The 13,723-nt window shown below is 59.2% G+C and carries 5 protein-coding genes; all 5 read left to right on the plus strand.

Annotation, left to right across the window (positions count from 1 at the left end; all coding sequences use genetic code 11):
* The first annotated feature begins 1 nt into the window (after position 1).
* The 5 genes from CFBP5499_RS18950 (at position 2) to CFBP5499_RS18970 (ending at position 13,631) form a co-directional block, all read left to right on the plus strand.
* Positions 2–7,705: a non-ribosomal peptide synthetase gene (locus tag CFBP5499_RS18950; protein WP_080829327.1), complete on the plus strand. Its 7,704-nt coding sequence runs from the start codon at positions 2–4 to the stop codon at positions 7,703–7,705.
* A gap of 4 nt (positions 7,706–7,709) precedes the next feature.
* Positions 7,710–9,377, plus strand: coding sequence for a condensation domain-containing protein (locus CFBP5499_RS18955; RefSeq protein WP_080829325.1), 1,668 nt, complete (start codon positions 7,710–7,712; stop codon positions 9,375–9,377).
* 14 nt (positions 9,378–9,391) lie between these two features.
* Positions 9,392–10,138 carry a thioesterase II family protein gene (locus CFBP5499_RS18960; protein ID WP_080829323.1) on the plus strand — a complete coding sequence of 249 codons (747 nt, stop codon included), beginning with the start codon at positions 9,392–9,394 and terminating at the stop codon, positions 10,136–10,138.
* A gap of 144 nt (positions 10,139–10,282) precedes the next feature.
* The gene (locus CFBP5499_RS18965) at positions 10,283–11,059 is read left to right on the plus strand and encodes a ferric iron reductase (RefSeq protein ID WP_233284215.1); all 777 of its coding nucleotides are present in this window, start codon (positions 10,283–10,285) and stop codon (positions 11,057–11,059) included.
* 133 nt (positions 11,060–11,192) lie between these two features.
* A complete protein-coding gene (locus tag CFBP5499_RS18970; RefSeq protein ID WP_080829319.1) occupies positions 11,193–13,631 on the plus strand; it encodes a TonB-dependent receptor domain-containing protein in 2,439 nt (812 codons plus the stop codon).
* Positions 13,632–13,723 lie beyond the last annotated feature (92 nt).

Here is a 13,723-nt window from a genome sequence, read left to right on the forward strand (position 1 = left end):
AATGGATATTTCCCGACTGACCGCAGATGAAAAGCGCCAGCTTCTGCAGCGCATGATGGCCGGACAGCAGGCATCCGAAAAAAAGAATTTCCGCCTGAGCCATGCTCAGGAACGTATCTGGTTCGTCGAGCAGATGCAGCCCGGCTCAGGCGCATATTCGATACCTCTGGCCATCAGGCTGAAAGGTCCGCTCGACCGCGACAGGCTGAAGACCTGCTTCGATATCGTCGTAGAGCGCCATGAAAGCCTGCGGACGGTTTTTAAGGTGCTTGACGGAGAGCCGTTCCAGGTCATCTCCTCCCGATCAACGGCAGACTTCAGCTTTCACGAACCGGGCGATGACGAGACCGCACGCGATGCCGCCATAGGCCGCTTCGCGCGGGAGCCGTTCGAACTCTCGCAAGGTCCGCTGTTTCGCGTTGGCCTGTTTTCCGTCGCACCTGACGAGCATATCCTCGTCATGGTCATCCATCACATCATTTCCGACTACGCCTCGTTGCAGATCCTCATCGACGAGGTCCACAGGCTCTATAGCGCGTCCGGATCTCCTGCCACCGGCCAGCTTCCGGCACTCGATATCCAGTATCGCGACTATGCCGAATGGCAGCGCAACGGCACTGCGGAGCTTTCCGGCCAGGTCGACTACTGGCGCGAACAGCTTCGTGACGCACCGCTGCTGCTTCAACTTCCGTTCGATTTCGCCCGGCCGGTGACACAGGCGTTTCGCGGTGCCCGGCACAAGTTCCACCTTGGGCCGGACCTGTCCGCCGCCATCAAGGATCTGGCGAAAAGCCGGAAACTGACGACATTCATGGTGCTGCTGGCGGCCTATCAAATTCTGCTCGCCCGCCTTTCGAGATCCGACGACATCTGCATCGGCACGACGGCATCGAACCGCAACAGGGCGCAGACCTGCAATCTCATCGGGCTGTTCGTCAACAATCTCGTGATGCGGGCGCGCCTGCAACCGAATGACACTTTCGATGCGCTGCTCGAACGGGTTCGGGAGACGACGCTTGAAGCCCTTTCCAACCAGGATGTCCCCTTTGAGCAGGTGGTGGATGCGCTGAATGTCGAGCGTGACATCGGCCATAACGCCCTGTTCCAGTCGACTTTCGTACTTCACAACGCCTCGGGTGCAGCTTTCGACCTCGGCGATATCAAGGTCACGCCGATCGCGCTCGATTCAGGCGCGTCGCGTTTCGATCTCAGCCTCGACATGCACGAGGGACGAGGCACCGAAGGTTTCAGCGGCATTTTCGAGTTCAATACCGAACTTTTCCTGCCTGAGACGGTGGCACGCTTCTCCGACTATTTCATGAGACTGCTTGGCGGGCTCGTGTCAAATCCCGGCGGTCGCATCGCCGAAATCGACCTGCTGGACGAGACAGAGCATGCGGCCATAGCGGCTGCCAACCGGACGACCACCGCCTTTCCATTGAGAGATGTCGCAGCACTGCTGGAAGAGACGGCGAAGGCGCGCGGCTCGATTGCGGCCGTGCGCTGCGGCGACCGGCAATACTCCCATAGTGATATCAATTATGCCGCCAACCGCGTGGCGTCAGGGTTGCGTGATCGCATCGGCAAAGGTAAATCCCATCCCCGTATCGCCATCTGCCTGCCGCGTTCCGAAAACCTCGTCATCGCCATACTCGCGGTGCTGAAACTCGGAGGCCATTATGTGCCTCTCGACCCCGGGCACCCGGCGGAACGGCGCTCACTCATTCTCGAGGACTGCAAGCCTGACATCATTCTCGTCAGCGAGGCTGACGATGACGCTGCGAAAGCGGCATATCCTTCCGATTGCATGGCGATTGAACCTCTGCTGCGCGCAACCGGCTCCTTCGGCAATCCGCACCGCGAGACGTTGCCTGACGATCTGGCCTATATCATCTACACATCGGGTTCGACGGGCAGGCCGAAAGGCGTGCCGATCCGACAGAAAAGCCTGGTCAATCTTCTGACCAGCATGGCGAGACGGCCGGGCATGACCGCTGAAGACCGATTCCTCGCCGTCACCACGCCGGCCTTTGACATCGCTACCCTCGAGCTTTTGATGCCGCTCATGGTCGGCGGCCTGCTGATCATCGCCGAAGCCGATGATGTCTATGACGATATGGCCCTTTCGGAGCTTATCCGGAACCATGGCGCGACGATGATGCAGGCGACACCCGCGACATGGCGACTGATGGCCGATGCCGACTGGAAGGCTCCGGCTGACTTCAGGATGCTTTGCGGCGGCGAAGCGCTCGAGCCGGGCCTTGCCCGCCGCCTGCTGGAGACCGGTGGCGAATTGTGGAACCTCTACGGCCCGACCGAAACGACGATCTGGTCCACCTGCACTCGCATAACCCCCGAACATCTAGAGCTTCCTGCCCTGCCAATCGGCGGGCCGATCGCCAACACGCAGCTGCATTTGCTCGATGACGCGCTGATGCCAGTGCCCGCAGGCGTCGTCGGAGAACTGTATATCGGTGGCGAAGGTCTGAGCCCCGGCTATTTCAACCGGGACGATCTGACGTCGCGCGCATTCGTTCAAGGCCCAGCCGCAGGCGCGAACGGTCGGCCTGAAACGTCAAGGCTATACCGAACCGGTGACCTGATGCGGCGTTCCGCCGCCGGGCACCTTCTTTATGTCGGCCGCGCCGATTTTCAGGTCAAGCTTCGCGGTTTCCGCATCGAACTCAGCGAGATCGAGGCGGTCCTTGCCTCGCAGCCATCCATCGAGCAGGCCGTCGTTACCCTTTGGCAGGATGAGGAAGGCTCGGGCACCCTCGTCGCCTATTGCCGCCGCGGGACAGGCGTGGTGGACGAGGAAGCGATCCGCACAGCGCTTGCGTCACAGCTTCCCTCCTACATGCTTCCCTCGGCCTTTGTCTGGATGGACAGTTTTCCATTAAACGCTAATGGCAAGATCGATCGCAAGCGGCTTGAACGACCGAAACAGATCGTCTCGTCAGCCGCCTATGCCGCTCCGCGCGATGGCACCGAGCAGATGGTTGCGGCCATATGGCGTGAATTGCTCGGCGCCGAAAAGATCGGCCGCGACGACAATTTCTTCACGGTTGGCGGCCATTCCCTGCTGGCGACGCGGATGCTCGCGCGTTTGCGGACGTCATTTGCCGTCGACCTGCCGCTGCGCACCATTTTTGAAAAACCCAGACTTGCGGAATTTGCCGGTGCCGTCGATGCGCTGATGGCCATCACCGGACGCGGATCGGAACCGGGTTCATCCGGACTGGTAAAGCGGAACCATACCGGCCGAACACCGCTGTCGCATGCACAGAACAGACAATGGGCGCTGGCGCAGCTTGAACCGGACAGCCCGCTTTATAATATTCCGTTTGCCCTGAAGATCAGGGGACCGCTCGATTTCGCAACCCTCTCGCATGCGCTGGAACTGACGACGCAGAGACAGGATATCCTGCGCAGCCGGTTCGTCTCCGTCGATGGCAAGCCATTCGTCGAGACTGACCCCGAGATGACATTCCGGATCATGCCGGAAGAGATCGGCGATAGGGAACTCGAGGCTGCCCTGCTCGATTGCGCGCGCCGGCCATTCGATATTGCCGTTGCGCCGCTGCTGCGCATTCACGCCTTCCGCACCGGCCCGCAGGACCATGTTCTGCTTTTCATATTGCACCACATCATCGGTGACGCCCTTTCAGCGGAAATTCTGCTCAACGACGTTGCCGAGTTTTACGTGTCCCTCTTAAAGAAAACCACACCGCCAAACGGGGCGCTGCCGCTGCAATATGCGGATTTTGCAATCTGGCAACGGGAACAGGACACGAAGGGCGAGGTCGATTACTGGCATAAAACGCTTGCCGGCGCTCCGCCGCTGCTGGAGTTACCGACGGATTTTGTGCGGCCCGCCATACAGGGCTTCTCAGGTGACAGCATTCGTTTTTCGCTCGATGCAGTTTTGCTCGCAGGATTGCGAAAACTCTGCGACCGCGAAGGCGCTACCCTCTTCATGGGAATGCTGACAGCATTTTCGACACTGCTCCAGCGCGCCAGCGGCATGCGCGATATCGTCATCGGGACACCGATATCCGAGCGGTTCCACCCCGATCTGGAAAACATCATCGGGATGTTTGCCAATACGCTGGCGATCCGATTGCAGACCCAGGGCGGCGAGAGCTTCAACGAAGCACTGAAGGCAACCCGCGACACGGCATTAAGCGCTTTCGCCAACCAGGCCGCGCCGTTTGAGAAAGTGGTCGATGCGCTCTCACTTCCCCGGACATGGAGCCACAATCCGCTGTTCCAGGCCATGCTCGTCTCGACCGTCGAAACCCGGCGTGAAGCCATTTCGCTTGTCGGCATGGATTGGGAAAGACTGGTGCTTCCCGACACGTCGTCGCGTGTGGACCTGACATTGTTCATCCATGAAACGGCAGAGGAACTTTCGTGCCGTCTGGAATATCGCAGCGATCTTTTCCGCCGCTCAACCATGGAATCTCTTGGTGATGCGCTGGTCGCGCTGCTTGAAAAGATTGTCGAACATCCTGATGTGCCACTCGACAGATTGTCCCTGCTGTCGGACAGCCAGCAGAAAAGGCTGCGGCAATGGAACGAGACGGAGGCGGCATTTCAGCCGCAGCGGCGCTGCCTGCACGACTTCGTGAAAGCGAGTGCTGACGCCAATCCGCAGGCAATAGCAGTCACTGATCGGGACCGGAGCCTGTCCTATGCCGAACTTGACCGAAGAGCCGACCGGCTCGCCAGCGGGCTCGCCGCAGCCGGCATAAGCAGTGGGAAACGCGTCGGCATTCGCCTGGAAAGAAGCGTGGGGCTGGTGGTCGCCATATTGGCCGTTCTTCGCACCGGCGCGGCCTATGTTCCGCTCGACCCGCGTTACCCCGCCGACCGCATAGAATTCATCGCCGCGGACGCCGATCTGGCGCTCATTCTGGTCACGACAGAGGATGATATTTCGACTGTCGGACAGAATTTCCGCTGCATGACGCCGGGTATGGTGGAAAGTCTGGCAGGCGGGGCCGTGCCAACGCCGGCGACGTCAGGCTCCGATCTTGCCTATGTCATCTATACATCAGGCTCGACCGGCAGGCCGAAGGGCGTGGCCATCGAACATCGCAACGCCGTTGCTTTCGTGCAGTGGTGCCTGCACAGCTTCACCGGCGACCAGCTGTCCGGCGTGCTCGCCTCCACCTCGATCTGCTTTGATCTTTCGATCTTCGAAATATTTGCGACGCTTGCGGCGGGTGGACGCATCTTCATGGTGGACGATCTCTTCGCGTTCCCGAGCGCACCGTTTTCAGGTGAAGTGACGCTGGTGAACACCGTTCCGACACCGATGTCCGAACTGCTTAAACTCGGGCCCCTGCCGGAGAGCGTGAAAACGGTTTGCCTGGCGGGAGAGCCGCTGCCGCGTGAACTTGTCGCGCGGATATACGCCAACGACCATGTCGAAGGCCTCTATAACCTGTACGGCCCCTCGGAAGACACGACGTATTCGACGGTGGCGCCGGTGCCCAAATCGGGAGAATGGTTCGGCATCGGCGTGCCGATTGCCAATACCCGCGCCTATGTGCTCGACGGCGAGTTAAACGAGGTGCCGGTTGGAGTTCCCGGTGAATTGTTCCTGTCCGGCAGCGGACTGGCGCGTGGCTACTGGAACCGGCCCGGCCAGACCGCCGAGCGTTTTCTGCCCAACCCTTTTGCCGATTGCAGCGAACACCGCGTCATGTATCAGACCGGCGATGTCGTGCGCAGACGTGATGATGGTGGCCTCGATTACATGGGGCGCGGCGACCGGCAGTTGAAGCTCAACGGCTTTCGTATCGAACCGGGTGAAATTGAGGCCGTATTGCTTCAGCAGGACGGGGTGCACGAGGCCGTTGCCGGGCTCTGGCGCGACGCTTCCAATCATCCGCGCCTGGCAATGTGGATTGCCGGTGATTCTGCCCTCGAAATCGCCAAACTTGTCGCAATTCTCCGGCAACGCCTGCCCGAGCATTTCATTCCCGTGCTTGCGACCAGGCTCGACGCGCTTCCACGCCTGCCGAACGGCAAGCTGGATAGATCCGCGCTGCCGGACCCGGCAGCCCATGGCGAGCGCTCCGGTGAAATTGCAAGTCCGCTCAATGACCAGGAAGACGTGCTGGCGCAGATATGGCAAGGCTTGCTCGGCTGCGGAGACATCCGGCGAAACGACAATTTCTTCTCGCTCGGCGGCGATTCCATCCTTGCCATCCAGCTGGTTTCACAGGCCCGCCAGAAGGGGTTGAAGATGGCCCCGCGCGACGTGTTCCTCCACCCCACGCTCGCATCGCTCGCAGAAGCGACATGCACGGAAAGCACTGCGACGGCTGAAAACGGTCATGCCGATGGCGAAGCTACGCTCGGCGCTATTCAGCGCTGGCTTCTGGATCAGGACCTGCCCGATCTCTCCCACTGGAACCAGGGACTGATCCTGAAACCCACCCGATCTCTCGATCTCGACCGGCTCGAAAAGGCGATCGCCAGAGTTCTCGATGAACATCAGTCGCTTCGCGCCAGATTTTTGCGTGAAAACGGGCATTGGCAACAGAAATTCGCCCCCATTTCGGCGATGCCCCTCATGCAACGACTGGCCGCCACGGATGAGAACGACGTCACGGATTTTGCCAGAAAGCTCCACGCCGGCTTCGACCTTGGTGCCGGGCCTCTTTTCGGCGCGATTTTCGCGACATTGCCCGATGGTTCCGGACGCCTCATTCTCGCGGCCCACCACCTCATAGTCGACGGCGTGTCCTGGCGAATGATCGTCGCGGATATCGAGCGGCATTATCTGGAAACTGGCACCATCCGCTCCGGCGCGGTCGCGACGGGCAGCTGGAACAGCCGGCTTTCGCGGTCGGTACTTTTCGATGGAGAGGAGGCATATTGGCGCGGCATCTGCGAAGAAGACGTGCAGGCGCTGCCGCTCGACAACCAGAGTGGCAGCAATACTCAATCGGATGCGGTGACGTACCGGCAGACGATCGATGCCGAAACAACAAGGCAACTGCTTCGGGATGTGCCGGAATGCTTCAGCATCGCCTCGAACGAAGTTCTAGTTGCAGCCCTTTATCTGGCGCTGCGGCAATGGAGCGGAAAGCCACGCCTGCGCCTCGAAATGGAAAGCCACGGCAGACCGCACCTGTTCGAGGATATCGACGTTTCCGAAACGGTGGGGTGGCTGACTGCGCTTTATCCCGTGTTGTTCGATACGCCCGATGACGCGACGCCAGACAGATTGCTTCTCGACGTCAAGGACACCCTGCGGCGAATTCCCAATAATGGTGTGGGTTTCGGTGTTCTGAAATATCTTCGCAACAGGGGTGGGCATTTGGACTACGGCCAACCGCAGGTCCGCTTCAACTATCTCGGCCAGATGGATGCCATGTTCGGGGCCGACAGCCTGTTTGCTCCCTCCGGCATCACATCCGGTCCGATGTACGGTCCCGGCAACCCGCGCGATACGATCCTCGAGATCAATGCCATGGTGGTGCGCGGCGAATTGCAATTGCAATGGGTCTATGGCGCGCAGCTGCATTCCGGGGACACCATCAAGATGCTGACTGGCCATTTCCGGGACAATCTCGAAACGCTGATCCAGCATTGCCTTGATGATTCAGGTGCTGGTTACAGCATTTCTGATTTCCCGCTGATGGATCTCGGCCAGGACGAACTCGACAATCTGCTAAAGAGCTTGTGACACAATGGACAATCGCCCTCTTGAAAGCCGCCGCCGCTCGGCAATCGAAAACATCTATCCGCTGTCACCGATGCAGGAAGGATTGCTGTTCCATTCCATCGCCACGCCCGACGAAGGCGTCTACGTGCCGCAGATCGTCCTGCAACTGCGGGGCGCCGTCGATCCGCAGATCATGCATGATTGCTGGAGCGAGATGGTGTCGCGCCATGCGGTTCTGCGCACCACCTTCCACTGGGAAGAAAGGGACGAACCCTTTCAGGTGGTCCACAGCGATGCCGGCCTTGTCTGGTCGCAACTGGATTGGTCAGGCATCGACGCGGAAGAGCAGCAAAGACGCCTTGGCGCGCTTTTGTCCACCAACCGGCGGCAAGCTTTCGATCTGAAGAAGGCTCCGCTGATCCGCCTGCAATGGATCGATTACGGCGGCGAACATTCGCGTCTGGTGCTTCAGTATCACCATATCATTCTCGACGGATGGTCGGCGGGCCGCATCGTCGAAGACGCCTTCAGGATCTATCAGAGACGGTGCGGTTCATCCCGTCCGCCACTGCCCGCACCACGGCCCTATGTGGATTACATTGCCTGGCTGAAAAGCAGGAAACGTGAGGCGACCCGTGCGTTCTGGACGGACTACACGGCGAAGATCGAGGGGCCGTGCAGGATGACCCGCGACGCCACCGGAGGCGAGGCCGATTTCTCCAGTCATCACCTCACCTGCGATCCCGCTGTTTCCACGCAGGCGACAAAGCTGTGCCGGGAGATGGGGATTACCCCCAATACCCTGCTGCAGGCCGCGCTTGCCATCGTCATCGCCCGCAAGACCGGCAGCAGACACGTCGTCTTCGGTGCGACGACAGCCGGGCGACCTTCCGAACTGCAGGGTGTGGAAAACATGGTCGGCCTGTTCATCAACACGCTGCCGGTCTGCATCGACGTTGAAAATGGCCCCCTTGCCCCGTGGCTGCAGACATTGCAGCAACGTCAGTCTGCCTGTGCGGAGCACGACTATCTTCCACTGCGTGAGATACAGGCCGGGCGGGGCGATCTTTTCGACTGCCTGCTGGTCTTTGAAAACTATCCCGTGCCGCGGGATATTTCGGTGGACGCCACATTCGCAGTGACCGGCGTCGAGGTCGATGAATGGACCCACTACCCCCTCACCCTGTTTGCCGTTGCTGACGCCACAAAGATTTCGGTTTCAGCCCGATACGACAGGCACCGCATTGCCGAGCGGGAGATGGAGGCATTTCTGCATGAGCTTGGCGCGACAATCGGCGAGATGGCCGGTGGAACTCCGACGGTTCCAAACGTTTCTGCTGCGGACATAAAGCCGGTCGATATCGCCAGGCCTGCGCTGCCTTCGGTGGCGGAAACACACGATGATCAGCCCCTTCCCACTACCGCCTGGACGGAAACGGAAGAAAGGATCGCCCGGATTTGGGCGGAGGTTCTGAAGGTGGAAGCCCAGCACAATACCGATAATTTCTTCGACCTCGGCGGCCACTCGCTTCTGGCAGCCAGGGTCGTCAACCGGGTGCGGAGAGAATTTGCGATCAATTTTCCCGTAAAAGTCCTGTTCGACCGTCCGGTCCTTGCCGCGTTTGCGGGTTTCATCGACGCGCTGAAAGCAACCGCCGCGCCCGTGGGCGAACATAATGCGATTGAAATTTGATGAGAGGTGCCCCGATGACAGTTCGTCCCCGGTTGATCTGCCTTCCGCCGGCCGGCGCCGGCCCGAGCATTTTCCGATCATGGGTACAGAATTCCGAGAGTGTCTTTGACGTTATCCCGGTCGCCCTGCCAGGTCGCGAAGCGCATTTCACCAAGCCGCTGCCGCGCGACATCCAGAGCCTCGCCGACCACGTCGGCAGCGAAATCACCGGACTGCTGCAGGCTCCTTACGCCCTGTTCGGTTATTCCATGGGCGCGGTTGTGGCCTATGAGCTGTTACGGCACCTGTCACTCCGGCGCCTGCCGCTCCCCGACGCCTTCTACATTCTCGGCTCCAACGCGCCCGACCGCGTCCTTGAAGGACGTGAGCCTATCCACAGCATGACGAGCGAGGATTTCCTTCAATCGCTGGTCGAGATCGGCGGCACGCCGGACGAGATATTGCGCGACAGGGAGGCCATGGCCCTGTTCGAGCCGGTTCTGCGCAATGATTTTCGCATTTGCGAGACCTATCAATTCACCCCTCCACATCTGCCCGTTACATTCCCGGTCCATGTCTTCGTTGCCGATGCCGACCATCTCGTCAGCTGGAATGCGGCAGGTGCCTGGGAAAACTGTATCGGGCAAGACATCACCATGCATCGGATCGGAGGGTCGCATATGCTCGCACCACAGGCCTTCGCACACTTCATTGGAAAACTCGGCCAATTATGGCAAACCGATACGGTGCAGGCTTGCGCTGTTTCAACCAGAACGGCATGAGCTTGATTTGCTATGCCAAGCTGATGGATGCGGCAGATAATGAGAAATCATGAGACAGCCGGCGTCTCCGCCGCCGATAGTCTGAGGGAAGCGACTGCCCTCCAGCAGTCCATGTGGCCGGAGGTGCCCTGCAGCGCCGGCCCGATGCTTGCCGGCTGGACAACGTCCGCCGAGCTGTTCTCCAGCCCCTCGGCGCTGGAAGAATTCCTTGACTATGAGGGGTCGTTCGATCCCGGCGTCGACCTCAAAAGCCGCGCCGCATTCCTGATCAGCGACTATTGCTACATTTTCTTCATGGCCACGGTTCCGCTGCTGGTGGGTCGCGGCGTGGTGCCCGATATGTCACCCGAAGCCGTTTCATTGCAGTTCTATACCCATCATGGCGAACATGACGGGGAGCCGATGACGGTGCGGCGGGCACACGTTAGGCTGTTGTCGCCGCAGATCTTTGCGGATCGGGACGCTGGGCCTTTTTCGACGGTCACGGACCACGCGGGCCTGTGCGAAAGGTTCCGCATGGGCGTCGAGCACCATTTCCGTCCGCTGGTGGAAGCATTGGCAAAAAGGACGGGTTTTCCAAAAAATGCGCAGTGGCGGCTGGTGGGAGACGCGATAGCCGGCAGATTTCTCGATGTCGGAAGAAGGTTCGGCTGTCTCACCGAGGCGATGTCCTCAGCCATGGCGATCGTCAAGGTACAGGGATCGCCGCTAAACAACCGCCAGCTGGGTTACTTCGACCTCACCCTGCATGACAGCTCATTAAAAGAACCGTTCACCTACACGTTTCGCGCGCGCGGCGGATGCTGCCGTTACTATACCGTAGAGGGAGCGGAAAAGTGCCCCACCTGCGTGCTGAAGTCGAATGAAGAGCGTGACGACATTCTTCTCCAGGAAATGCGCGACCGTATCTGCCTAAAATAAGATTATTATTTTCAATAATTTTTTTTACTCGGGAGTCCCATAGCGCCGTCTTTGATCGTCTTCAGCATGAGTGGGCGGATATTGCCGCCTTTTGTCTGAAACGCTTATCAAGTGCGCGGGAGCGGGGGCTTCAATGGAATGCAAGGGAATTAACGGCAGAACGGTTCGAACCGGACTGGCGGGATGGGCAGCGGTGCTGCTCGCAACTTCGGTTTCTGCTCTGGCCTTACATGTGCCGGCCGCAGCACAGACCACCAGTCAGGCGAGCACCGCGCCACGGCAGATTTCCATTGCCGCCGGACCGCTGACCTCCGCGCTCAATCAGCTTGCCACGCAAACCGGCCTGCAGATTCTCTTTGACGGGTCCATTGCCAATGGCAAGACGTCCCGCGGCGCCAGCGGCAATCTCACACCCTCTCAGGCGCTCACGGCAGTGCTTGCAGGGACCGGTGTTCAGTCACGGTTTGCCGGCCAAAACCAGATCGCCCTCAGCCTTGCGGCGGCTCCTGCAGAGGCCGCAACCGTCAGTGCGGACGGCACGACCCAGCTGCAGGCCATCACGATTTACGGTTCACGCAACGCCACGACGCTTGCCAGCACGTCCTCGAGCATCGGTATCGTCAACGCGGAACAGATCTCGGACGGCCAGATAAGGAGTTTCCGCGACAGCTTCCGCCGCATGGCAAACGTCATGGATGGCGACTGGGCCGATGCCGGCTTCATCATTCGTGGCGTCAGCTCCGAGGGTCTTGTCCCCGGTGGTGCGCCTCTTGCGACGCTCTACATCGACGGCGTTCAGCAGACGGTGCGTGGCGCGCGCCGCGGGGCACGCGGACTGTTTGACGTCGAGCAGGTCGAAGTCTATCGAGGCCCACAGTCCACCTTGTCTGGCCGCGCTGCCATGGCTGGTGCGATTTATATAAAGACCAAGGATCCCACCTTCGAAAAGGAGGCGGAACTCTCGACCACAATCGCCACCGGCAATCTCTACGGCACCGGCTTCATGTTCAATGCGCCGCTGATGGACGATCAGCTCGCTGTTCGTATTTCCGGTGAGGTCCAGCGCAGCAAGAACGACATCAATTACCCGACCTTCGCGGGTTACGAGAACTACAACGAGTTCACGCACGACTTTTATTACCAGGTTCGAGGCAAGGTACTGTTCGAGCCGGCGGAAATGCCGGAGACACGCGCACTTCTCAGCTACTCATTTTCACATGACAATCCCGCTGTTCGCGATATCGGTGGCCCCAAAGGCTCCATCCCCTTCAGCTTCGACCAGAAACGCGGCGATTATCTCCTTCCTGCCTACATCGAATATCGCCCGACCGACGTGCATAATGTCGGACTGGAAGTAACGCATGATTTTTCAGACGAGCTGAAGCTGACTTCACTTTCGGCCTTCAGCTATTCCGATGCCGATCGTCTCTCGGTCAATTACGGCACCCCGGGCGAAATCAACACCTATCACGGCTACTACAAGGAATGGATCGCCTCCCAGGAAGTCCGCCTCAATTATGAAGGCGACAAATGGGACTGGGTCGGCGGCGTCTATTTTTCTTATGAAGATGAGAAGAATTTCTATGATCGCACCATTCCGCTGACAGCCACCGTCAACCGCAACCAGGTCCAGCACAATACGCAGAAATCGTTCAATGCCGCCGTGTTCGGAGAGGCGACATACGAGTTCGTTCCGACATGGAAAATCACCCTCGGCGGCCGGCTGGACTACACGGATCAGGATATAACGCAACATCTGGTGCGGACCCAGCCTCTTGGCGGCGCGACGAGCGTTCTGACGGACTATGCTGCTTCCTTCAACGAGGTCAATTTCGTACCGAAAATCGGCCTTTCGAAAGAACTGACAGACACACAGACGGTCGGCATCACCTATTCCCAAGGTTTCCGGACAGGTGGCGCGAGTTACGATTCTTATCGTCGGACGGCCTACAGCTACGAACCGGAAACGGCATCGACCTACGAGATTTTCTACAAAGGCTCGTTCATGGATGACCGGCTGACCGTAAATTCAAACGTGTTCCTCACCAAATATTCGGACCAGCAGGTTCTGATGCAGCTCGATCCAACGGATCTGCTGAGCCGGCGCATCATCAACGCCGCGTCGTCGGAAGCCTGGGGCTTCGAGTTCGAGCCGTCGTTCAAGGTCACTGACAACCTCGAAACCTTCGCATCGCTCGGCTACGTTCATACCGAGTTCAAGAATTTCAACGATCTGACCTACGGCAATCTGTCCGGCCTGCCATTCCCGGAAGCGCCGGAGTGGTCGCTGGGCCTTGGCGCTCGCTACACCTTCGATAACGGCGTCTATGTCGGCGCAGACGCCAAATATACCTCGAGCTACCTGGCACGTCTGGGCAGCCTGCCACACGATTATCTCGACAGCCGTTGGATCGTGAACCTGCAGGCCGGCTACAAAACGGAGCGGTGGGAAATCAACGCCTTCGCGCAGAACCTGCTGGACGAGGAATATTTTGTCTACAACGACAATGATATTGCCGCCACGCTCGGCGAACGCCGCAGCGTCGGTCTGAACCTGAAGGTCAAATTCTGATCCATTTCCTGCGCGGCTCAATGCCGCGCAGGCTTCCATTTCTGGAGTAATGAATGATCCTGCGGTCGTTTCTCATCTTGCTGATGGGACTT

The sequence above is a fragment of the Agrobacterium tumefaciens genome, from assembly GCF_005221325.1.
In the GTDB taxonomy this organism is placed as follows: Bacteria; Pseudomonadota; Alphaproteobacteria; order Rhizobiales; family Rhizobiaceae; genus Agrobacterium.